Source organism: Sporosarcina sp. P7 (assembly GCF_002743425.1).
Classification (GTDB): domain Bacteria; phylum Bacillota; class Bacilli; order Bacillales_A; family Planococcaceae; genus Sporosarcina.
The window spans coordinates 69,770-92,073 of sequence record NZ_PDZF01000010.1; the positions used below are offsets into that span (position 1 = coordinate 69,770).

Consider the following 22,304-nt stretch of genomic DNA (forward strand, 5'->3'; position numbering starts at 1 on the left):
AGCTGTGCTAAACTAAAGACAAAGGAAGTGGAATAGAATGAATGAAAATAAATCGCATATTTTAGTAGTGGATGGAATGGCATTGTTATTCCGTTCATTTTTTGCGACGGCACATAGCGGACAGTTTTTCCGCAATGCATCGGATGTACCAACGAATGGCGTGCAAGGATTTGCACGACATACGATGAGTGCCATTTCGATTTTCCAGCCGACACATTTGGCGGTGTGTTGGGATATGGGATCCAAAACATTCCGTAATGAATTATTCGCAGACTATAAAGCGCATCGCCCCGCACCTGCACCGGAATTAATTCCCCAGTTCGATATGGCAAGGGAAGTGTCGGAAACACTAGGGTGGAAGAGTTATGGAATCAAGAATATGGAAGCGGATGATCTGATTGGTTCGCTGATTGAAACGTGGAAAGAAGAAGCGAAATTGACAGTAGTGTCGGGAGACAAAGATTTACTACAGTTACTCCAGCCGAATGTGTCGATTGCGCTGACGAAAAAAGGCTTCACGCAGTATGATGAATACACGGAAGCTCGTTTTATAGAAGAGTATGGAATTACTCCTAAGCAATTCATTGACATGAAAGCATTTACTGGGGATTCTAGTGACGGCTACCCTGGAGTGAAGGGGATTGGGCCAAAGACGGCATTGAAGCTCATACAGGAGTATGGTTCGGTCGATGGTGTGCTCGCGGCAAGAGAAAGATTAACAGCCGGTGTCCAGAAGAAGCTAAATGCAGAAGAGGAAATGCTCATGATTTCGAAGGAGCTTGCAACCATTCATTGTGAAATCAAACTCGATGATCCTTTAGAAGAATTGATCATTCCCGAGTTCACTGCAGAAACAGCTAACGTGATGGACGAACTAGGATATTCCATGATTGCTAAACAAGGATTACCTGATTCACCGTTTTAACGGTTCGATCTTAACAAACGTCAAAATCTTTTTATTCGGTTCATAGGGAATGGAGCGTACACGACTCGCGCGCTTTCTGCCACCGTGGTCATGAACGAGTACATGCAGTTGATTCTCTACATATTCATACCCGACCATCACGACCCAATGATAATCAAATGAAAAACGACTACACCATTTGAACTTGAACCACTTATCAAATTTTACCGCAACGGGACGGTCTTCATCGATCTGTTCAATCGCCTGCTGCACATGACAAACTTTCACATGCCATTGCGAGCCGAGCAATCGGTTCAGCTGACGAACAAAGCGCCAAGTAGGCAAACCAATCTTCGTACTACCTAATGTTCGATATAGCTCATTAATAGAAGGAATTGGTCCAGAGGGAAAGAAATGACGCAACAAAACATACGCTGTAACAGGTCCACAAGCCGACGGACGGTAGCTTGGTCCAATGTCGTTGTCATATTGGGATTTGCCTTTTACTTCTATGTATTTGGACATGAAGAACTCCTTCTTTCTACGGAAAGTTGTTGTTTGTGAAGGGGGGGATGTGTGGCGCTCATAGTTGTTGCGTACTCGCTCATACAAGAAGACCACAACCGCTCTATAAAGCAAATGCTGAGAACCTATTGGCTCTCAGCATTTTCACCTATCATCTTCAAATCTTCACTTCGTCTAAAAACTCCGTAACTTGTTCAGGTGACTTCGCAAACGCACTATGTAGATGTGCATGCTTCTCGCCATTTTGGAAGACTAACAAACTTGGGATTCCCATTACTTCATACTTTTCAGCAATTTCAGGAATAACGTCGCGATCCGCTTCATACCATGTGTATGTATCGTATTTTTCAACGATTGGATCAATGAACATATCCATACGCTTACAGTCTGGGCACCAGTCTGCTTCAAACTTCACGAGTACTGGTTGGTCACTCGCAATGATTTCTTCAAACTCCGTAGCTGTTTTAATTTCTTTCATCAAAATCGCCTCCATTCAGTAAATAGTGTACAATGAATAGAGAAGGTTTGGTATTAAATTGCTTATTTTAAAAAGTCTGATAAAATACAAAATAAATATTGCGAAATAATTTCAAATGATTTATACTAGCAATTATAGGCAACGCGTATTTTTTTTACACAATAAATGAATGAGCGTTCATTCAAGAAACATAAGGGGAGGATTGCACGTGACTTATCAAATTAGAAAAGCGGCAGTTTTAGGATCTGGAGTTATGGGTTCTGGTATCGCAGCACACTTGGCGAATATAGGCATTCCCGTACTATTACTAGATATCGTACCACCGAAATTAGGTGCAGATGACGAGGCAAAAGGCTTAACATATGATAATCCGCAATTCCGCAATAAATTCGCGGCTACAGCGTTGGAGAAGTTACAAAAACAAAAACCGGCTCCTCTCACAACGAAAAAGAGCTTGTCATTACTTACACCCGGAAACTTCGAGGACCATTTGGATCAATTAAAAGACGTAGATTGGATCATTGAAGTCGTTGTAGAAAACTTGGATATTAAAAAGAATTTATATGAAAAGATTGAAAATGTGCGAAAACCAGGCACCATCATTTCATCCAATACATCAGGTATCAGTATTGAAGCGATGACAGAAGGACGTTCGGAAGATTTTCAGAAGCACTTTCTAGGAACGCACTTCTTCAATCCTCCAAGATACTTAAAATTACTTGAGATTATTCCTACACAAGCAACATCGCCTGAAGTTGTAGAGTTCATGACAGTGTTCGGTGAGGATCGTTTAGGTAAGGGAGTCGTGATCGCAAAAGATACTCCAAATTTTATTGCTAACCGAATTGGTACGTATGGTTTACAAGTGACAGTGCATGAAATGCTAGAACGCGGTTATACAATCGGAGAAATCGATTCGATTACAGGTACATTGATCGGCCGTCCGACATCCGCCACATTCCGCACATTAGATGTTGTGGGACTGGATACGTATATGCACGTTGCGAAAAACGTCTACGATCAAACGACGGGTGAAGAGCAAAAAATATTTGAACTACCTGATGTCGTAACGAAAATGATCGATAATGGTTGGATCGGTGCGAAAGCAAAACAAGGCTTCTATGTAAAAAAAGGCCGAGACATTATGGAATTGGATATGAAGACATTTGAATATGTTCCTACACAGAAAATGAAAGCGCCTTCAATAGAAATGGCGAAACAGCAAAAAGGACTAGCTAATAAAGTCAAGACGTTACTGTATGCAAAAGATCGTGCAGGCGAGATTTTGTGGAATACGTTAACACCGACGATGCTATATGCTGCACAACTTCATGGCGAAATTGCAGACGATATCGTTTCGATCGACAACGCAATGAAATGGGGCTTCGGCTGGACGCAAGGGCCATTTGAAATTTGGGACGCGATCGGCGTGAAGAAGTCTGTAGACATGCTGAAAGAAGAAGGAAAGGAAATTCCTACACTCGTACAGTCATTGCTCGATAAAGGCTATGAAACTTTTTATAAAGAAGAGAATGGCGATACGTACTACTTCGATGGCACGGACTATCAGATGGTACAAGTGAATGAGAAAGCGATTAACTTGAAGCAGTATAAGAAAAAACACGGTGTCATCAAGAAAAATTCTGGCGCAAGCTTGATCGACCTTGGAGACGGCATCGCATTACTTGAATTCCATTCACCATCGAATGCGATTGGCTTGGACATTATTCAGATGATCCACTTCGCTGTAGACGAAGTGGAGCGGAATTTCAAAGGGCTTGTAATCGGCAATCAAGGGAAAAACTTCTGTGTCGGTGCAAACCTTGGCATGATTTTAATGGAAGCACAAGATGATAATATCTTTGAACTCGACTTTATTATCCGTTCATTCCAAAATGCCATGTTGAAGATCAAATATAGCGGGAAACCGGTTGTCGCGGCACCATTTCAAATGACGCTAGGTGGCGGGGCAGAAGTTTGTCTTCCAGCTGCACATATTCAGGCGTCAATGGAAACGTATATGGGACTGGTTGAAGTAGGGGTAGGCTTGATTCCAGGTGGTGGCGGAAACGTCAACTTGTATCAGAAGCACTTAAAAGGTTTACCGAACGGTGTACCTATTGATTATCAATATATTGCGAATAAAGTATTTGAATCCATTGCGATGGCGAAAACGTCGACCTCTGCTGAAGAGGCAAGAGAGAACAACTTCCTCGACTTTGCAGACGGCATAAGTGTCAATCCGGATCATCTGATCTACGACGCGAAGCAGGCCGCTTTGTCATTATATGAAGCGGGCTATGTAGCGCCGAAGAGAGCGAAAGTTCCTGTAACAGGTGACTCAGGCTATGCGACATTATTGCTAGCAGCTGAAGGGATGTTCATTTCTGGATTCATTAGCGAACATGATTTAAAGATTGCGAAGAAACTCGCTTACGTACTGTCAGGCGGAAAAATTCCGTATGGTACACGTGTCGATGAGCAGTACTTACTTGATTTGGAACGCGAAGCATTTTTAAGTTTAGTGGCAGAACCGAAATCACAGCAGCGTATGCAGCATATGCTGGTCAAGGGGAAACCGTTACGTAACTGATGAGGATAGCTAAAGGAGGAAACAGAATGCGCGAAGCAGTAATTGTAGCCGGTGCTCGAACACCGATTGGAAAAGCAGGAAAAGGTTCGTTGGCAACTGTCCGTCCGGATGATCTTGGGGCGTTGACTATAAAGGAAACATTGAAGCGTGCAGGGAATTATGATGGACCAATCGACGATTTAATCATCGGTTGTGCGATGCCAGAAGCAGAGCAAGGAATGAATGTCGCGCGTAATATCGGTGCGTTGGCAGGTTTACCCGACACGACACCAGCTGTAACAGTCAACCGTTTTTGTTCATCCGGTTTGCAGTCAATCGCGTATGCGGCAGAACGCATCATGCTGGGTCACTCCGAAGCAGTGTTAGCAGGTGGCGTAGAATCGATGAGCATGGTCCCGATGATGGGCAATACGATTCGTCCGAACTATAAACTGGCGGAAGACGCACCGGAATACTATATGGGAATGGGGCATACAGCGGAGCAAGTGGCGCAGAAATACGGGATTTCCCGTGAAGATCAGGATGCGTTCGCAGTTGAATCACATAAACGTACGGAAGCCGCAATCAAAGAAGACAAATTTGTCGATGAGATTGTACCCGTTGAAGTAACGAAACGTTTTGTCGACGCGGACGGCAAGTATCAGGAAAAAACCATTTTATTCGAAATGGATGAAGGTGTACGTCAAGGGACAACGACTGAAATACTCGGAAAATTACGTCCGGCATTCGCAGCGCAAGGTTCCGTAACGGCAGGTAACGCTTCACAAACTTCTGACGGGGCGGGAATGGTTTTATTAATGGATAGAGAAGTGGCTGAAGAGCGTGGACTACAGCCGTTAGCAAAATTTCTTTCATTCGCAGTAGGCGGCGTTCCACCAGAAGTGATGGGGATTGGACCGATAGTAGCTGTGCCGAAAGCGTTGAAACTAGCCGGTCTATCTATTGAAGACATCGACCTTTTTGAGCTCAATGAAGCATTCGCATCTCAGTCACTCGCTGTGATTCGCGAACTTGGATTGGATACGGATAAAGTGAACGTCAATGGTGGAGCGATTTCGTCAGGTCACCCACTAGGTGCAACAGGAACGATTTTGACTTTGAAATTAATTAATGAATTGAAACGCCAAGGCAAAAAGTACGGTGTCGTCACGATGTGTATCGGTGGCGGAATGGGAGCAGCTGGAGTGTACGAAGTTTTATAAAAATAAACTGACAGACAAATTGGGGGAAATTATATGACTAAAGCTATGGAGGGAACTACTATGACAGAATTCGTAAAAGGTGGAGCATTTTTAACTGAGGACATGGACGCTAGTCGCGTTTTCACACCGGAGGATTTTACAGATGAGCAAAAGATGATTGCCAAAACAACGGAAGAGTACGTAAAAAACGACGTAATGCCGTTAATTGAAAAGCTAGAGAACCACGAGTTTGAAAACTCCGTAACGTTGCTGAAGAAAGCTGGAGATCTAGGACTTCTAGCAGCGGATATTCCGGAAGAGTATGAAGGTCTCGCGCTGGACAAGATTTCATCGGCATTGATCGCGGAGAGACTATCCGTAGCAGGCGGCTTTTCGATTACCCACGGTGCACACGTAGGAATCGGTACATTGCCGATCGTGTTATTCGGTAACCATGAGCAAAAAATGAAGTACTTGCCGAACTCTGCAAGTGGAGCAAAAATTTCGGCTTATGCATTGACAGAGCCGAGCTCAGGGTCGGACGCACTAGGCGCGAAGACTACTGCTAAATTAAACGCTGCGGGTACACACTATGTACTAAACGGTGAAAAGCAGTGGATCACGAACTCTGCATTTGCCGATGTCTTCGTAGTATACGCAAAAGTAGATGGCGACAAATTCACAGCATTTATTGTGGAAAAAGAGTACCCAGGCGTTTCCGTAGGACCAGAAGAGAAGAAAATGGGGATCAAATCCTCTTCTACACGTACATTGATCTTAGAAGACGCGGAAGTACCTGTTGAAAACTTATTAGGTGAAATTGGTCGCGGCCACGTGATCGCGTTCAACATTTTGAACATCGGCCGTTACAAGCTTGGAGTAGGTACAATCGGCGGATCCAAACGTGCACTGGAATTGGCTATCAAATATGCGAATCAGCGTAAACAGTTTGACACACCGATTTCTTCATTCAACTTAACGAAAGAAAAGTTCGGTACAATGGCTTCTAAGTTGTACGCGACAGAAAGTTTGATCTATCGTACGGTTGGCTACTTCGAAGAGCGGAACGCGGCGATGACTCCTGAAGAGCAAAAAGATGGCGCAAAAGTGGCGGCTTCCATTGCTGAATACGCAATTGAATGTTCTATCAATAAAGTGGTAGGTTCAGAAGTTTTGGACTATATCTCTGACGAAGCCGTTCAAATTCACGGCGGTTACGGTTTCATGGCGGAGTATGAAGTAGAGCGGATCTACCGTGACTCCCGCATTAACCGTATCTTTGAAGGAACGAATGAAATCAACCGTATGATCGTTCCAGGCACGTTCTTGAAGAAAGCAATGAAAGGCGAATTGCCGTTGCTTCAACAAGCACAAGCATTGCAAGAAGAGTTGTTAATGCTGATGCCGGAGGAAGTGGGCGACGAAGCATTGGCTCAAGAGAAGGTGCTTGTGAAGAACGCGAAGAAGATCGGTATCTTGGTTGCGGGACTTGCAGCACAGCGCTACGGGGCGAAGCTCGATCAGGAGCAAGAGATTCTTGTGAACATCGCAGATATTGCAAATGATTTATTCGGTATGGAGTCTGCAGTGCTTCGTACGGAGAAGGCTATCAATAAGAATGGTGAAGAGAAAGAGAACCAAAAGCTTCTATATACACAGATTTTCTGTCAGGAAGCGTTCGGACGTATCGAAGCGGCAGCAAAAGAGACGTTGCTAGCAGCGGTCGACGGCGACAACCAGCGTATGATGATTTCGGCTTTGCGCAAGTTGACTCGTAATACTCCGTATAATTTGATTGCGAAGAAGCGTGAAGCGGCAGAGAAGTTGATCGAAGCAGAGAAGTATATCGTTTGAGTATAGTTTAGACGGAACGCCTCCTATGTGGGGCGTTTTTTGGTTTGGTAGGTAAAGTTTAGGGGAGCGGAGTGAACGGCAACTAGTTAAATAGCTTCAATTGAAATCCCATTTATTAAACGAAAAAGTACATCACTTGGAACCGTGATGTACTGAGAAACATTCGTAATAAATCCATTTGTCTAGGAGATTTTCATATGCAAAAACATTACAGAAGGATCTATTTTCCGGCCGAGAGAAAAATTGCCGATTTTGCATCACAACAGTTCATCCACTCTGATAGCGTTTGCCCTAAACGATAAATCTACTGAAACTCATTTCCATCTATGGTAAGCATTAAATATATTTAAACAATATATGAAAGATATTTGTTACCACTCAAGTTTTTATAAACATCTTTTGCTTCTTTTTCCGTTTTGAATTCAAACATTTTAATATCAACATCTCCATATAGGGTAATATTCCACATATATGCTGCCTCCTGTTTATTTAAGCAAGACGATATGCAAGCTTAATTTCTTCTTGTACTTCATTCACCAATGCATTTTCATTCTGTCGTGTCAATAAAAGCCTCAACATCATTGTAAACCTCTGTCATTGTTATTGTGCGTAGTTCATCACCTCCTACACTTTTTTCGACATTCTATTTAGGGGCGAGCAAACATCTGTTAATAACGTCTTGCATCTGATTCACTTAGAACAGTAATCTTTATGAAATGTTATTCTTCAAATGGACTTTATATATTATGCAATTGAAAAATCATATTCTTTCTTTGTATAGACATACCCTTCGAAAATCATCCGTGCAGTACGGACTACCTTTATTGCATTTATATGTCCGGCAATTAGCTCGACTTTTGTTTCCATAATTCCTGCTGGATGTCCTAATCGAATGATATCATTTTCGACGGTAATCACATCTGCCAAGATTGTATCATTTAAAAAGGCCCCAGCAGTTGTACAAATAGCCCCGGTAATAGCAAGCGCTTGATGGGGTTTTTGCATAGACATCATCCGAATTGTACAATTCATATTGGCGGCCTTTCTTTCTATTCCATTTACATCTGTATATGTCATTGGTGAAGAAATGACGGTCATTTTTGGAACGGCAGGGGATTTCACCGTGGCTTCCTCTTTTGTACAAAATCCACACATTTCAGCTGCAATTGATCTAATTTCCTCTAACTCATCCATCTTTTCCGTTGTAAACTTATGTGGTAATTCAGTTCCATTTAATCCGACATCATGGGCATTCACAAATACTAATGGATTAGCAACATCTATAATGGAGATATTCATGCCACCTTTAGATGTTTGAATCCGGTCAGTAGGATTCCCAGTCGGAAATAATTTTCCTGTCACTGCACCTTCGCCATTTGTAAAGGAAAGATAAATGGGAGAACCGGTCCCAGGAACACCAGGAATTGAACACAAACCATCCGTTTTGACCCGACCATTTTCAACTTCAACTTCAGCAATAATTACCTTTTGCGTGTTTGTATTCAATATTTTTACAGTGGTAATTGGCTCTACAGCGGGTACTAGCCCCTGCTGGATAGCATAAGGCCCTACAGCAGAAGATATATTTCCACAGTTACCTTTAAAGTCTACCATCTGATTTTCAATGCTGATTTGGGCAAATGTATATTCGACATCAATTTCTTTTAAATCTGACTTTTTAATGATTGCAGCTTTACTCGTCAATGAATTTGCGCCGCCTATTCCGTCAATTTGTCTTTGATCGGGACTACCCATAATATCTAATAAAAAGTCATCCCAAAGACGAAATTCGTTCGGCATGTCCTTATAATCCAAAAAAACACCTTTACTTGTTCCACCGCGCATAATAACAACAGGCACTCTCATCAAAATAACCACCTCTCAATAACTTATTGTTTCGAAGCTTCTAAAAATAGCTTAAGATAGAGATGGAGATAAGTAAAATAGATATTTTTTGACTCAAAACCAAAAAAAAAATTATAATCAATTGATTGGAGTGCTGTAAATGGATGAAAAAGACTGGGATGCAATCCGTATATTATATGAGGAGAAAAATATTACGAGGGCCGCAGAAAGGTTATATATTTCGCAACCAGCGTTGACCTATCGGTTGAAAAACTTGGAAAAGAGTTTTGGAACCAGTTTATATTTTAAAATAAAGGGCGGTATTGAGTTTACAACAGAAGGGATACATTTAGCGAAATATGCTGAAGAAATGATTGTTAAGTTACAGAATACGAAAGATTATATGCTCAATATGCAAGATGAAGTAAGAGGGACTTTGAGGTTAGGTGTCTCGAGTAACTTTGCTCAATACCGGTTACCGAAAATATTGAAAAAGTTCTCAACAAAGTATCCTAATGTGCAATTTAGTATAAATACAGGCTGGAGCACTGATATTATGAAGCTCTTGGATTCGTCTAGTGTGCAACTAGGGATATTGCGTGGGAACTATGATTGGCATGGAATGAAGACATTATTACATAAAGAAAGACTATGTATAATCTCTAAAAAGGAAATTGATATGGATGATTTACCGGATTTACCTTTTATCAATTATAAAACGGATAGCTCTTTAAAAAATTTAATCAATGATTGGTGGCATGACCGGTTTACAGAACCGCCATTGGTTATAATGGATACAGATCGACAAGAAACGAGTAAGGAAATGGTTAAGAATGATTTAGGGGTTGCCATTTTACCAGAGATTTGCCTCCAGCCATCAGATAATCTATTTACTCAAGGATTGTCCTATAAAAATGGAGAACCTGTTTTTAGAAAAACGTGGTTAATGTACAACGAGGATTCCCTCCAACTTGCCACTGTTAAAAGATTTGTGGACTTTTTAAATGAGAATCACAATCTATAGAAAAACCAATGGAAGAACGAGGAAGTAGTATGTCCTCGTTCTTTTTGATGTTTTCTTTTATTCAAAGGATTATAAGTATTCTTTTGTGAGTGAATGCAAAAAAATCTATTTTACTTATTTGAATACGTATAATATTCTGAGAGTGTATAAAAAATAGAGTTTCCACTTAGAAAAAAGAAAGTAGAAATGAAAAATATGTTTTGCTATTTCTTTTTTGTAAGCGGATTCTCAAAAGGGGGTTTTTATTATTCTTACATTCTTAGGTATATCTATGGTAGTCGTATTCACATATTTAATCATGTCGAGACGTCTATCACCGGTTACAGCGCTTGTTGTCGTTCCAATTGTGTTCGCACTAATTGGTGGATTCGGTTTAGAACTTGGAGACATGATGCTAGATGGTATGAAAGTTGTTGCACCTTCTGCGGCGTTACTGCTGTTTGCCATTCTGTTTTTTGGTATCTTGATTGACGCAGGTTTATTTGATCCTCTTATTAACAAAATGATGAAAATTGTAAAAGGGGATCCAGTTAAAATCGCATTGGGGACTGCTATCATTGCGATGATTGTGGCATTAGATGGAGATGGAACTACGACGCACATGATTACCATTTCGGCTATGTTAGCACTCTATCTAAGAATTGGAATGAATCCCCTCATTTTGGCGACAATTTCAATGCTAGCCGTAAGTATTATGAGTGGAATGACCCCTTGGGGTGGACCCGCCACTAGAGCAATCGCAGCACTGGGTCTTGATGCAAATGAATTCTTTCTTCCTCTCATCCCAACTATGTTAGCAGGAATGGCTTCTATACTTTCTATTGCATACATACTTGGAATGAAGGAACGTGTAAGATTAGGCGTTATTGTTCTTAAAGAAATTCCAGATGATGCACTAGCGATGAGTGGTGTAGCTGCGAGTGTCGCATTGGAAGAAGATATCAAACGACCGAAACTTAGAATGTTTAACCTGATTTTAGTCGTTGTAATCATGGGAATTTTAGTTACGGGTATCATGCCTGTCCCGGTTCTGTTTTTAATCGGATTTGTAATCGCTTCCATGATTAATTATCCGAATTTAGAACAGCAAAAGGAACGCATTAGTTCGCATGCAGGTAATGCAATAACAGTAGTCTCGTTAGTGTTTGCAGCTGGTATATTTGCGGGGATTTTTTCTGGCACAAATATGGTGGATGCGATTGCTACCTCATTGATTTCCATCATTCCAGAATCTTTAGGCTCGTTTTATCCATTAGTCGTGGCTATCACCAGTATGCCGTTTACGTTTGTATTATCGAATGATGCGTATTATTTTGGTGTATTGCCTATCTTGGCTGAAGCGGGAGCAGCGTATGGCGTAAGCGCCTTAGAAATTGCGAGAGCATCGGTATTAGGACAGCCTATACACTTCTTAAGTCCACTCGTTGCCTCCACTCTTTTACTAGTAGGAATGGTTAAAACAGATATTGGGACTTTCCAGCGTTTTGCGTTTAAGTGGGTTCTTCTCTGCTCCTCTGTTATTATCATTGTTGCGTTTGTAACAAATGTAATTTGACTTACATTAAAGAGAAGCCTTTCTAACCTAGGATTGAACTGACCCCCAAATGATAGGCACTTTAAAAAGTGACTCCATTTGGGGTTTTTATCTAGTTCGGTCTATATATCTTGAAAATAATTATCTGGAAAGGAATGTAGTAAATAAGTAAAAAATCTTTAATGAATGCCAACGTAGATTAGTAGGTACATACAATTTCATTGGTAAAATTCAAAGATAGAATCCGTATAGACACAGGGCTAAGACTATTCAAGAGATTCTACGTTATGTAATGTATTGAATGGACAATTTAAATAATAGGAGCCAGAGAAGGTTTTGGTAACGGACATTCATAACTACATACGTAGACAGTAGGATTAAAAGAGATGACTCCGGAACAATGTCATTGGTTTTATATAGCAAAATACGGCTTTAAATATATACATTAAAAGGTAATCAATTATACTTATGCTTACATAGAAAAATTCAATATTTTTTACTTCTTTTATTGTAGTATAATGGTTTAAGGAGCGAATTGTTTGAACATTGAACTATCTATTGATCGGCAGCGAAAGAGGGAGTTTTGATGTCCAAGAGAAATGAATTCACGGAAACAGCTCTATGCGTTGTCATTAGTGGAACGGGAGGATTTCTCCTTTCTTTCACAGGTTTACCTGTCGGTTGGATGATTGGGACCCTCCTAACTGCTACTTTACTGTTTATATTCAAACCCAAGATCCTGAAAGTGTCATTCAATCAAAAAGGTATTCCAAAATATTGGATGGCCATTGGTCAATGTATATTAGGTATTGAACTTGGGCAAAAAGTGAATGACTCTGTTTATTACATTTTTCTGGAGAACTGGTTGACTATTACGATCATGCTATTACTTTCTATTATATTCTCTTTAGTATCGGGACTGATCGTATGGAAATTTAGCGATTTGGATATGTTGACAAGCTTTTTTTCCACGGCTCCGGGAGGACTTTCCACAATTCCAGGAATTGCAGAAGAGCTCGGTGCTAATACAGGTGTTGTTAGTATTGCACAAACGATTCGGATCTTTTTAGTCGTTCTGTTCATTCCATTATGTTTATCATTTTGGGTGATCCATCCTATAGAGGCAACTGGTCATACTGATTTAGCTTCTAATACATTTCAAGGAGAACATCTATTGACAACCGCCCTTTTTCTTGGAATTGCATGTCTTGGCTACTTTTTAGGTGTATTATTAAAATTTCCGGCACCCTGGTTGCTTGGGAGTATGGTCGCTATCGCCATCGTCAAGTCTTCCAGTTCAGTGGTGATTGGTTATCAGCTAGTTGCTTGGTGGCCTCCTGAACTAATTATCCTATCCCAAGTAGTAATTGGCGCGAGTATCGGATCTCGTTTTCAAAAAGAAATGTTTAAAGGATTAAAGAAAACATTAGCCATTTCATTTTTAAGTACTATATTCCTTATTGTTTCCATGTTCTTCTGTTCCGTTATCACGGCAAGAATCACTGAATTGTCATTTACAACTTCTGTTTTGGCTTTTGCACCAGGTGGTATCGCTGAAATGACCACTACCGCCGTTGTTCTGGGAGCAGACTCTACACTTGTCGTCGCGGTACAAGTACTCCGTGTCATTTCAGTTTGTGTAATTCTCCCGCCTTTCTTCAAGCTTTTAAATTACTGGAATATCAAAAAGAGGAGGCATTCTCAAGCGTCTGCATAAGCGGATGCTTGGATTCATTATGGATTTAGTGCTTTATTTTATTAAATAACGGCACTGCTATTCATTATTTTCGAAAAAGGAGTGTCGAAATGGGTAGTTATTACAGTTTTAAAGAAAATGAAGTTCGAAATCTTCAACCTTATAAATTTAATTCAAGAGGAAAAAATAGAATTCTAGAAATTGAATTACTTACATCCGAGTTGAGAAATATTATTAAACATCCAGGAAATGCGGGAAGAGATGTCATTTTTTTATGTATCGGTTCAGATCGATATATCGGTGATTCGTTAGGCCCCTTGGTTGGATCCATGCTCAATGAAAGTAATATTACTTATCTAGTTTACGGAACATTAGAAGAACCAGTGCATGCGTTTAATTTAAAAGAAACGCTAAAAAAAATAAATAGACGATTTAAGAATCCTCTCATATTCAGTATTGACGCTAGTTTGGGAACTAGAGAGCAAGTTGGATATGTGATTTTTGAAGAGGGGCCACTAATTCCTGGAAAAGCGCTTAAAACGATTTTACCTGAGGTCGGTGATTATAATTTTAAAGGTATTGTCAATTATATCGATCCGTTACCAAAGGGACAGTTTTTAAACGATACAAGACTATTTACAGTGATGAATCTTTCTAAAGCCATCGTTGAAGTTATTACACGTATTGATGATATGGATAACGCTGCAAACGATCAATAAGTTTGCTAGTGAACTTTTTTAAATAAAGAATTCGTGCTAATCTTGTATATAAACTGTACACTATTTAAAGGTTAGTTTAAAAAAGACGGGATTAGCCTTACGCTGTAATTAGATGATTTCGGTATTTTTCCGGAGTCATCTTTTTAAATCCTCCGCGAAAAATTTTCTTATGATTCATCGGCGTTCCCAATACTTCTTTTAGAACCTTATAAAGACCAGAATACTCAATTTACCTTTATTTGTCATGAACATACTTAAGCAATTGATAGTCCTGATAATTATCCCTTTCACAAATGGCATAGTTGAACTGTGAGGGGATGGAAGCTCCAGTTGGGGATGCTTTCCTGTGGGCGTGATTTACTCAAGGCAGTCTATGAAAGCACATGCTCCTAACGCTTCGCATTTACTCGCAAAAGCCGTCCTTTGCTACGGCTCTCGCTGATCCTCCAGGAGTCGCCCCAACTTCCGCTTCCATCCTACGTGGGTAGGTGAGGTACTTAGATCACTTACGGGAGCTAGTATGTGAATTATTGTGTCTTGACTTATTTAAGTTCAAGTGCAGAAATTCAACATCAATTACAACACTGACTTCAATGCACAACAAAAAGTATCACCTGCTCACATTGCAAGGGATTGGCGCGTAGGAGGGGCGACTCTGGGAGGATCAGGCCGATCAGGTGAGACAACCAAGGGAGCTTGCGACTGGTTGGCTCACCGCGGCCCCATAAGACACGCGTCCCCTCCGAAGTGCCAATCCCTAACCCCAACACATTGCCAGTCTTTTTACGCACGAACACATCAGCAATCAAACGCCGCTAAGTTCGCATCCATTCCCCTTTATTTGCTATACTGAAAAAAAGGAGGGATTGATTATTATGACTATGACATACTACGGCTATCCAAAATGTACCACGTGCCGCAAAGCGAAGAAATGGCTTACGGACGTGGGGATTTCATTCGAAGAAAAGAACATCGCCGAACAACCTCCAAGCGAAGACGAACTGCGCAACATGATCGCGAATTCCGGACTTGAAATGAAAAAGTTCTTCAACACGAGCGGCATGAAATATCGTGAGCTCAATTTGAAAGACAAACTGCCAACTATGACGGATGATGAAAAGATCGCGCTCCTCGCTTCAGACGGAATGCTTATCAAACGCCCAATCGTTTCCGACGACCAAAAAGTGACCGTTGGATTTAATGAAACCACGTTCACGGAAACATGGAAGAAGTGATCTAGGTTCTTGTCTTTACAGGGGAACTATGGCAAACTAAAGGAAGTTAAACTATTATATTTTTGGAGGTAACGACATGAGCACACCAAAAGATTTGCGTTATTCAGAAGAGCATGAGTGGGTAAAAGAAGAAGACGGTAAATACCGTATCGGCATCACACATTTCGCACAGTCTGAACTAGGGGATATCGTATTTGTTGAATTGCCACAGGTTGGCGATCAATTGAAATCGGACGAGCCTTTCGGAAGCGTTGAATCAGTGAAGACGGTTTCTGAATTGTACGCTCCATTAACTGGTAAGGTTGTAGAAGTGAACGAAAACCTCGAAGATAGCCCTGAATTGGTTAACGAATCTCCATATGAAGACGCATGGATGGTAGTAGTTGAAATCGATAACAAAGCTGAACTGGATGAGTTAATGACAGCTGAGCAGTACGAAGAAATGACAGCTGAATAATATTCCAAAAGAACAAGCGCTGGAACGTCTCAGCGCTTTTTTACACGCTAGGAGGAAACAGGATGGACCCGAAAGTTCTCATTGTAGAAGGCGGTTCGGATCGTAAGCGGCTAGTACCGATCCTTGCAGAGCCTGTAGAGATTCTTTGTACGAATGGCACGATTAGTGCGTATCACATTGAAGAACTGCTTGAACCGTACGAGCAGCAAGATCTGTTCGTCTTTATGGATGCGGACGCCTCCGGTGAGTCCATTCGTAAGCTGTTCAAACAACTGTATCCAGAAGCGAGACATTTATACACGGATCGTCTCTACCGTCAAGTGGAAACGACTCCCGTTAAGCTATTGGCAAGCATTTTAGCTGCTGCTAATTTTAAAGTACATTCCAAGTATTTGGCAGGTGGACCACATGAATCATTGGACAATTGAAGACTGGCAACGCACACAGGCGGCAGAGCAGGTAGCCGCTTTTTATTTATATACACCAATGTGTGGAACGTGTGCAGTCGCTTCAAAAATGCTGACGGTGATCGAGACAATGCGCCCGCAACTTCCAATTGGAAAGGCAGACTTGAATTATGTCCAGGAAATCGCAACTGAATATGAGGTGGAAAGTGTTCCTTGTTTACTCATTCAGCGCAAAGGACAGCCTGTAGAAAAGATTTACGCCTTTCAATCCGTCCCGTATCTACTAGAGAAGCTCAGTTGACAATCGAAATAAAAGTATGGTATAAGTAGTTAATCAATTGAATACGTAACTCTTATAAAGAGCGGTGGAGGGAAGTGCCCTATGAAGCCCGGCAACCGTCACATATGTGAAATGGTGCCAAATCACTCAATGCGTAATGCTTTGGTAGATGAGAGAAATGGTAACGTACATAACTACATACGTTCGGCCTTTCTGCTTATCTGCAGGAAGGCTTTTTTTAAACTAATGCGGAAAGCGCCGTGTAGGCTCGACAGGCGTTGGAGGACGTAACACAAAGGCGCTTTTTGGCTTTTTGGTACGTCTGAAACGTCTCGAGAGCCTAGTGCTTGTAGTATTCTAAAAAACAGATTTAAAAGACTTAATAAGGTGGTGCGGAAAATGATTCAACTAACAAACGTTCATAAAAAGTTCCAATTGAACCGTTCAGAAATTGCCGCGGTAGATGACGTGACACTGGCCATCAAAGAGGGAGAAATTTTCGGCGTCATCGGGTACAGTGGGGCAGGAAAAAGTACATTAATTCGACTATTGAACGGTCTTGAAACGCCTACGTCCGGCAGTATCATGATTCACGGACAAGAAATGACTTCATTACAAGGTGCTGGCCTTCGGAATGCACGTCAGAAAATTAGCATGATCTTCCAGCATTTTAACTTACTGTGGTCTAGAACAGTAGAAGAGAATATCATGTTTCCTCTCGAAATTGCTGGCGTAAAGAAATCGGCACGTAAGCAAAAAGTGAAGGAATTGATCGATCTCGTTGGATTGACAGGTCGAGAACAGGCGTATCCATCGCAATTATCAGGTGGTCAGAAGCAACGTGTCGGCATTGCGCGCGCGCTTGCGAATGATCCTGAAGTCCTACTCTGTGATGAAGCGACGTCCGCACTAGATCCAGAGACGACGAATGCGATTCTTGATTTACTAACAGATATTAATGAGCGTCTTGGACTAACGATTGTGTTGATTACGCATGAAATGCACGTCATCCGGAAGATCTGTCATCGCGTGGCGGTCATGGAAGCGGGGAAAGTCGTGGAAATGGGCAATGTACTAGATGTCTTCCAATCCCCACAAGCGGATATTACAAAGCGCTTTATTTCGCAAGTGACTGATAGTGCAGATACGGACGCAGCGATGGCACATTTACAGCAGGAATCGCCGCACGGCAAATTGATCAAGCTAGCTTTCATTGGCGACCGTACAGAGCAGCCGCTACTTGCTGAATTGATCCGTAAATTCCCAATCGATGTCAACATCGTGCAAGGAAATATTTCGACAACACGTGACGGCGCATACGGAACACTCGTCTTGCAACTAGTAGGGGACGTGGCGGTTATAGAGGAAGCGATTGCTTTCCTGGATGCCAATGAAGTGAAGACGGAGGTGCTGATCCATGATTGAGCAATGGTTCCCAAACGTGAATTGGGATAAAATGTGGGAAGCAACGGGTGAGACACTTTATATGTCGGCTTACTCCACGTTCTTTACATTTGTCTTGGGTATCGCACTTGGTTTGTTGTTGTTTTTAACAAGTCCAGGGCAGTTATGGGCGAATAAAATCACCAATGTCTTTACAGGCGCCTTCGTGAATATTTTCCGATCGATTCCGTTTATCATTTTGATTATTTTATTGATTCCTTTTACAAAATTATTATTCGACAGTATGCGTGGACCGAATGCCGCATTACCCGCATTAATTATCGGTGCCGCTCCCTTTTATGGCCGAATGGTGTTGATTGCATTGCAGGAAATCGATAAAGGGGTTATCGAAGCAGCGCGTTCCATGGGGGCTAAAACGTCCACAATCATTTTCAAAGTTTTGTTACCAGAATCCATGCCAGCACTAGTCTCCGGAATTACGGTAACTTCGATTGCGCTCGTCGGATATACCGCGATGGCAGGTGTGATCGGTGCAGGCGGTCTAGGTACGCTCGCGTATTTGGAAGGGTTCCAGCGGAGTCGCGAAGATGTCACGTTAATGGCAACAATTCTAGTATTGATTATCGTATTTATCATTCAATTTATTGGTGATTTCATTACAAAACGTTTGGACAAGCGATAATAGGATTTTCAGGGAAACCTGTTAACCATAGAAATATTCTATAGTAGAAAGGGAGAAATGTGGATATGAAGAAATTTTTATTCGGTCTATTCGCAGCAGTACTAGTGCTTGCATTGGCAGCTTGCGGATCGAAAGACGAAGGTAACAAAGATAATGCAGCACCAGATGTAGATGAAGCAGGGAAAGGCGAGAAAACGTCTTTGGTAGTCGGTGCATCTAACACACCACACGCAATAATTTTGGAAGAAGCTAAGCCGTTATTAGCTGAAAAAGGCTATGATTTAACAATTGAGACTTACACAGATTATGTACTGCCAAACAAAGATTTGGACGAAGGTACACTAGATGCGAACTATTTCCAACACATCCCTTATCTTGAGAGCCAAATTGCCGATTTCGGTTATGACTTCGTCAATGCAGGCGCTATTCACATCGAGCCGATCGGTGTATATTCTAAGAAATATAAGTCGTTGGAAGAACTTCCCGACGGAGCGACGATCTTAATCAGTAACTCTGTTGCGGATCACGGTCGAGTACTTTCTATGCTTGAAGAAAAAGGATTGATCAAGCTAGCGGATGACGTGGAAAAAGTAAAAGCTGAAGTAGGCGATATCGTAGAAAATCCAAAGAACTTGGAGTTTGATGCGAACTACGAAGCAGCGTTAATGCCTCAGTTGTATAATAACGATGAAGGCGACGCATTATTAATCAACTCCAACTTCGCTATCGATGCGGGGTTGAATCCAATGGAAGATGCGATCGCATTGGAAGACAAAGAGTCTCCATATGTTAACGTAATTGCTGTGAAGAGCGGCAACGAAGACAGCGATGCTATCAAAGCATTGGTAGAAGTATTGACTTCAGAGCAAATTCAAGATTTCATTTTGAATGAGTGGTCTGGATCAGTTGTTCCTGTAAAATAATACAATGAACGCCGGTAGCTATCGCAGCTGCCGGCTTTTTTAATTGTATGCTTGGTGGGTGTGTTGGAGTGGTGGTTACATGTTGGCGGAGACTCGCTCAATGTATTGGTCTATCCGCTCTATGTGGCGCGTGACCCGCTCAATGTGCTTTCGTGTTCTCACAATCCGCCTGACTAAACTTCCAAACTACACCACCAAATCCACTTCCTAACAACCCACAAGAAAAACATCACATAAATCTAAATAAAATCTTCTTTATTCAATCGACTTGTGATAAAGTTGATTTTGTTTGAGTAATACATATGTGTATTTGAGGAGGACGTATTGTGAAGTTTAAATTAGGGCTCATTTGGCGAATTCTCATCGCCATTGGGCTGGCGATCGGACTGGGTTTAGTATTGCCGTTGATCCATGAAGGATTTGCGCATTGGTTCGTTCGTTTAGCAGCTACTTTTAATATGTTATTCGGTGGATTCTTGAACTTTATCGTTCCGCTGATTATCATTGCGTTTATCGCACCAAGTATTGCAAAGCTTGGCGCAGGTTCGGGAAAATTACTTGGCATGTCTGCTGCATTTGCGTATGGATCTACGGTAATTGCGGGATTGCTTGCGTATGTTGTAGCAATAAATATTTTGCCGAACTTTATTCAGCCGGCGACGAAGACGGACGTTGCAGAAGGCGCACGTGAAGCCGGAGTAGCGTTCTTCGAAATGGAAATGGATCCGATGATGGGGATCATGACTGCTTTGCTATTGGCATTCGTGCTTGGCATTGGAATGGCGGCGATTAAAGGGAAGACGATGATGTCGTTCTTCGATGAATTTAATTTGATTATCGATAAAGTCATATCTGTCGTCATCATTCCATTATTACCTTTCCATATTTTCGGGATTTTCCTGAATATGACGTATACAGGTGAAGTGGCAAATGTACTTTCAGTCTTTGTATTTGTTTTCGTTATGATTATTATTCTTCATTTGACCATGCTGACATTCCAGTACACAGTGGCGGGTACGTTAAACAAACGGAATCCGTTCGTGTTAATGAAAACGATGCTACCAGCGTATTTGACAGCGATCGGAACGCAGTCTTCTGCTGCAACGATTCCGGTTACGCTGCGTCAGGCAAAAAAGACGGGTGCTTCGGAGCGTGTAACGGACTTCGCGGTTCCATTATTCGCAACTATCCACTTGTCAGGTAGTACGATTACGATTGTTTCATGTTCGATTGGTGTTATGCTGATGAACGGTTTTGATGTAAGTTTTGGTTCGTATTTACAATTTATCTTTATGTTAGGTGTTACGATGATCGCCGCTCCAGGAGTACCGGGTGGCGCAGTTGTCGCGGCAACTGGACTTTTAACGACTATGCTTGGTTTCAGTGATGGCATGGTAGCATTGATGATTGCGCTCTATTTAGCGCAAGATAGTTTCGGAACAGCAACGAATGTTACAGGTGACGGTGCGCTTGCGATGATCGTCGACCGTTTCACTAAAAAAGTATAGAGTAGTAGAAAAGTCGGTTACTTGACCGGCTTTTTTTCTATCTAATTCTTATGTACTAAGGACTGGTTGATTCTCATTCACTAGTTGTCAAATGAAAAATACATATCGTGAAAAATATAGCCATCCGCGTAGTTGCAATGAAATTAGCCAATATGTGTAATGTTTCTTAAAGATTTGCAACCCACTCGAATATGGGTTAAGATTAGAATGATACTAAATAGAGAATGGATCATAACCATTCAACGCGATCATACTGGAGGTATTGGAATGGCAATTTTGGAAATTAAAGATCTTCATGTCCGAATTGAGGACAAAGAAATCTTAAAAGGTGTTACCTTAACAATAAATACAAATGAGATCCATGCAATCATGGGTCCAAATGGTACGGGGAAATCCACGCTTGCATCAGCAATCATGGGTCACCCGAAATATGAAGTTACTTCCGGATCCATTATGCTCGATGGAGAAGACGTATTAGCAATGGAAGTAGATGAGCGTGCGAGAGCCGGTCTATTCCTAGCTATGCAATATCCAAGTGAAATCACTGGCGTAACGAACGCAGATTTCCTCCGTTCTGGAGTGAACGCACGTCGTGAAGAAGGCGATGAGGTTTCTTTGATGAAATTTATTCGTGAAATGGATAGCAAGATGGAAGTTCTTGAAATGGAAGAAGATATGGCCACTCGTTATTTGAATGAAGGTTTCTCAGGTGGAGAGAAAAAGCGTAATGAAATTCTCCAACTTATGATGTTGAAGCCAAAGTTCGCAGTACTTGACGAGATTGACTCAGGTCTGGATATCGACGCATTGAAAATTGTTTCTAACGGAATCAACCAAATGCGCGGCGAAGGTTTCGGTTGCTTAATTATCACTCACTACCAACGTTTGTTGGATTACATCGAGCCAGATAAAGTGCATATCATTATGCAAGGTAAAATCGTTAAAACGGGTGGTTCAGAACTAGCTAAGAAACTTGAAGTTGAAGGATACGACTGGATCAAAGAAGAACTAGGTATCGAAGACGAAACTGTTGGACAAGAAGCATAAGAAAGGGG

General features: G+C 41.5%; 21 protein-coding genes and 1 riboswitch. Of the genes, 17 read left to right on the forward strand and 4 right to left on the reverse strand.

Going from position 1 to position 22,304, the window contains the following annotated elements; genetic code table 11:
* Nucleotides 1–37 precede the first annotated feature (37 nt).
* Nucleotides 38–925: a 5'-3' exonuclease gene (locus CSV60_RS10925; protein WP_099637022.1), complete on the forward strand. Its 888-nt coding sequence runs from the start codon at nucleotides 38–40 to the stop codon at nucleotides 923–925.
* Here the strand turns inward: CSV60_RS10925 and CSV60_RS10930 are convergent.
* A complete protein-coding gene (locus tag CSV60_RS10930) occupies nucleotides 914–1,429 on the reverse strand; it encodes a C39 family peptidase (RefSeq protein ID WP_099637023.1) in 516 nt (171 codons plus the stop codon). The two genes, CSV60_RS10925 and CSV60_RS10930, sit on opposite strands and share 12 nt — an antisense overlap.
* Before the next feature lie 157 nt (nucleotides 1,430–1,586).
* Nucleotides 1,587–1,907, reverse strand: a complete 321-nt coding sequence (locus CSV60_RS10935) for a thioredoxin family protein (RefSeq protein ID WP_099630776.1) — start codon at nucleotides 1,905–1,907, stop codon at nucleotides 1,587–1,589.
* 208 nt (nucleotides 1,908–2,115) lie between these two features.
* On the opposite strand from CSV60_RS10935, the gene CSV60_RS10940 reads away from it, so the two are divergent.
* The 3 genes from CSV60_RS10940 to CSV60_RS10950 are packed head-to-tail and all read left to right on the forward strand — an operon-like array spanning nucleotide 2,116 to nucleotide 7,535.
* Nucleotides 2,116–4,500 carry a 3-hydroxyacyl-CoA dehydrogenase/enoyl-CoA hydratase family protein gene (locus CSV60_RS10940; RefSeq protein WP_099637024.1) on the forward strand — a complete coding sequence of 795 codons (2,385 nt, stop codon included), beginning with the start codon at nucleotides 2,116–2,118 and terminating at the stop codon, nucleotides 4,498–4,500.
* A 26-nt stretch (nucleotides 4,501–4,526) separates the two neighbouring features.
* The gene (locus CSV60_RS10945) at nucleotides 4,527–5,702 is read left to right on the forward strand and encodes an acetyl-CoA C-acetyltransferase (RefSeq protein WP_099637025.1); all 1,176 of its coding nucleotides are present in this window, start codon (nucleotides 4,527–4,529) and stop codon (nucleotides 5,700–5,702) included.
* A 60-nt stretch (nucleotides 5,703–5,762) separates the two neighbouring features.
* Nucleotides 5,763–7,535, forward strand: a complete 1,773-nt coding sequence (locus tag CSV60_RS10950) for an acyl-CoA dehydrogenase family protein (protein ID WP_369823627.1) — start codon at nucleotides 5,763–5,765, stop codon at nucleotides 7,533–7,535.
* A gap of 346 nt (nucleotides 7,536–7,881) precedes the next feature.
* Here CSV60_RS10950 and CSV60_RS16170 read toward each other — a convergent pair whose 3' ends face one another.
* Together CSV60_RS16170 and CSV60_RS10955 are read right to left on the reverse strand one after the other, a co-directional pair.
* Complete coding sequence (locus CSV60_RS16170) at nucleotides 7,882–8,004, reverse strand: hypothetical protein (RefSeq protein ID WP_255397327.1); 123 nt, start codon at nucleotides 8,002–8,004, stop codon at nucleotides 7,882–7,884.
* A gap of 275 nt (nucleotides 8,005–8,279) precedes the next feature.
* Nucleotides 8,280–9,404 carry a 2-methylaconitate cis-trans isomerase PrpF family protein gene (locus CSV60_RS10955; protein WP_099637026.1) on the reverse strand — a complete coding sequence of 375 codons (1,125 nt, stop codon included), beginning with the start codon at nucleotides 9,402–9,404 and terminating at the stop codon, nucleotides 8,280–8,282.
* Between the two features lie 136 nt (nucleotides 9,405–9,540).
* On the opposite strand from CSV60_RS10955, the gene CSV60_RS10960 reads away from it, so the two are divergent.
* From CSV60_RS10960 to sufC, 13 genes are all read left to right on the forward strand, one after another.
* Nucleotides 9,541–10,404, forward strand: coding sequence for a LysR family transcriptional regulator (locus tag CSV60_RS10960; RefSeq protein WP_099637027.1), 864 nt, complete (start codon nucleotides 9,541–9,543; stop codon nucleotides 10,402–10,404).
* Nucleotides 10,405–10,651: 247 nt separating this feature from the next.
* Complete coding sequence (locus tag CSV60_RS10965; protein WP_099637028.1) at nucleotides 10,652–11,959, forward strand: CitMHS family transporter; 1,308 nt, start codon at nucleotides 10,652–10,654, stop codon at nucleotides 11,957–11,959.
* 565 nt (nucleotides 11,960–12,524) lie between these two features.
* Nucleotides 12,525–13,655, forward strand: coding sequence for an AbrB family transcriptional regulator (locus tag CSV60_RS10970; RefSeq protein ID WP_099637029.1), 1,131 nt, complete (start codon nucleotides 12,525–12,527; stop codon nucleotides 13,653–13,655).
* 89 nt (nucleotides 13,656–13,744) lie between these two features.
* Nucleotides 13,745–14,353, forward strand: a complete 609-nt coding sequence (yyaC, locus tag CSV60_RS10975; RefSeq protein ID WP_099637030.1) for a spore protease YyaC — start codon at nucleotides 13,745–13,747, stop codon at nucleotides 14,351–14,353.
* A gap of 875 nt (nucleotides 14,354–15,228) precedes the next feature.
* Nucleotides 15,229–15,588, forward strand: coding sequence for an arsenate reductase family protein (locus CSV60_RS10980; RefSeq protein WP_099637031.1), 360 nt, complete (start codon nucleotides 15,229–15,231; stop codon nucleotides 15,586–15,588).
* Nucleotides 15,589–15,664: 76 nt separating this feature from the next.
* Nucleotides 15,665–16,045: a glycine cleavage system protein GcvH gene (gene gcvH / locus CSV60_RS10985; protein WP_085131467.1), complete on the forward strand. Its 381-nt coding sequence runs from the start codon at nucleotides 15,665–15,667 to the stop codon at nucleotides 16,043–16,045.
* A 62-nt stretch (nucleotides 16,046–16,107) separates the two neighbouring features.
* Entirely contained in the window at nucleotides 16,108–16,473 is a 366-nt protein-coding gene (locus CSV60_RS10990; RefSeq protein ID WP_099637032.1) for a toprim domain-containing protein, read from the forward strand.
* Nucleotides 16,454–16,753 carry a thioredoxin family protein gene (locus CSV60_RS10995; RefSeq protein WP_099637033.1) on the forward strand — a complete coding sequence of 100 codons (300 nt, stop codon included), beginning with the start codon at nucleotides 16,454–16,456 and terminating at the stop codon, nucleotides 16,751–16,753. Before CSV60_RS10990 ends, CSV60_RS10995 begins: the two co-directional genes overlap by 20 nt.
* 49 nt (nucleotides 16,754–16,802) lie before the next feature.
* Nucleotides 16,803–16,908, forward strand: a riboswitch (SAM riboswitch).
* Between the two features lie 223 nt (nucleotides 16,909–17,131).
* Nucleotides 17,132–18,157: a methionine ABC transporter ATP-binding protein gene (locus tag CSV60_RS11000; RefSeq protein WP_099637034.1), complete on the forward strand. Its 1,026-nt coding sequence runs from the start codon at nucleotides 17,132–17,134 to the stop codon at nucleotides 18,155–18,157.
* On the forward strand, nucleotides 18,150–18,818 hold the full coding sequence (locus tag CSV60_RS11005) for a methionine ABC transporter permease (RefSeq protein ID WP_099630783.1): 669 nt from the start codon (nucleotides 18,150–18,152) through the stop codon (nucleotides 18,816–18,818). Before CSV60_RS11000 ends, CSV60_RS11005 begins: the two co-directional genes overlap by 8 nt.
* Nucleotides 18,819–18,883: 65 nt before the next feature.
* Nucleotides 18,884–19,741 carry a MetQ/NlpA family ABC transporter substrate-binding protein gene (locus CSV60_RS11010; RefSeq protein ID WP_099637035.1) on the forward strand — a complete coding sequence of 286 codons (858 nt, stop codon included), beginning with the start codon at nucleotides 18,884–18,886 and terminating at the stop codon, nucleotides 19,739–19,741.
* Between the two features lie 326 nt (nucleotides 19,742–20,067).
* The gene (locus tag CSV60_RS11015; RefSeq protein WP_099637036.1) at nucleotides 20,068–21,249 is read left to right on the forward strand and encodes a dicarboxylate/amino acid:cation symporter; all 1,182 of its coding nucleotides are present in this window, start codon (nucleotides 20,068–20,070) and stop codon (nucleotides 21,247–21,249) included.
* Nucleotides 21,250–21,516: 267 nt separating this feature from the next.
* On the forward strand, nucleotides 21,517–22,296 hold the full coding sequence (gene sufC, locus CSV60_RS11020; RefSeq protein WP_099637037.1) for a Fe-S cluster assembly ATPase SufC: 780 nt from the start codon (nucleotides 21,517–21,519) through the stop codon (nucleotides 22,294–22,296).
* Nucleotides 22,297–22,304: the final 8 nt, after the last annotated feature.

What these genes read in the sequence shown, in the direction of transcription:
- CSV60_RS10925 (WP_099637022.1), top strand. Translation starts at nt 38, where the DNA reads ATGAATGAAAATAAATCGCATATTTTAGTAGTGGATGGAATGGCATTG.
- CSV60_RS10930 (WP_099637023.1), bottom strand. Translation starts at nt 1,429, where the DNA reads ATGTCCAAATACATAGAAGTAAAAGGCAAATCCCAATATGACAACGAC.
- CSV60_RS10935 (WP_099630776.1), bottom strand. Translation starts at nt 1,907, where the DNA reads ATGAAAGAAATTAAAACAGCTACGGAGTTTGAAGAAATCATTGCGAGT.
- CSV60_RS10945 (WP_099637025.1), top strand. Translation starts at nt 4,527, where the DNA reads ATGCGCGAAGCAGTAATTGTAGCCGGTGCTCGAACACCGATTGGAAAA.
- CSV60_RS10950 (WP_369823627.1), top strand. Translation starts at nt 5,763, where the DNA reads ATGACAGAATTCGTAAAAGGTGGAGCATTTTTAACTGAGGACATGGAC.
- CSV60_RS16170 (WP_255397327.1), bottom strand. Translation starts at nt 8,004, where the DNA reads ATGTGGAATATTACCCTATATGGAGATGTTGATATTAAAATGTTTGAA.
- CSV60_RS10960 (WP_099637027.1), top strand. Translation starts at nt 9,541, where the DNA reads ATGGATGAAAAAGACTGGGATGCAATCCGTATATTATATGAGGAGAAA.
- CSV60_RS10970 (WP_099637029.1), top strand. Translation starts at nt 12,525, where the DNA reads ATGTCCAAGAGAAATGAATTCACGGAAACAGCTCTATGCGTTGTCATT.
- yyaC (WP_099637030.1), top strand. Translation starts at nt 13,745, where the DNA reads ATGGGTAGTTATTACAGTTTTAAAGAAAATGAAGTTCGAAATCTTCAA.
- CSV60_RS10980 (WP_099637031.1), top strand. Translation starts at nt 15,229, where the DNA reads ATGACTATGACATACTACGGCTATCCAAAATGTACCACGTGCCGCAAA.
- gcvH (WP_085131467.1), top strand. Translation starts at nt 15,665, where the DNA reads ATGAGCACACCAAAAGATTTGCGTTATTCAGAAGAGCATGAGTGGGTA.
- CSV60_RS10990 (WP_099637032.1), top strand. Translation starts at nt 16,108, where the DNA reads ATGGACCCGAAAGTTCTCATTGTAGAAGGCGGTTCGGATCGTAAGCGG.
- CSV60_RS10995 (WP_099637033.1), top strand. Translation starts at nt 16,454, where the DNA reads ATGAATCATTGGACAATTGAAGACTGGCAACGCACACAGGCGGCAGAG.
- CSV60_RS11000 (WP_099637034.1), top strand. Translation starts at nt 17,132, where the DNA reads ATGATTCAACTAACAAACGTTCATAAAAAGTTCCAATTGAACCGTTCA.
- CSV60_RS11005 (WP_099630783.1), top strand. Translation starts at nt 18,150, where the DNA reads ATGATTGAGCAATGGTTCCCAAACGTGAATTGGGATAAAATGTGGGAA.
- CSV60_RS11010 (WP_099637035.1), top strand. Translation starts at nt 18,884, where the DNA reads ATGAAGAAATTTTTATTCGGTCTATTCGCAGCAGTACTAGTGCTTGCA.
- sufC (WP_099637037.1), top strand. Translation starts at nt 21,517, where the DNA reads ATGGCAATTTTGGAAATTAAAGATCTTCATGTCCGAATTGAGGACAAA.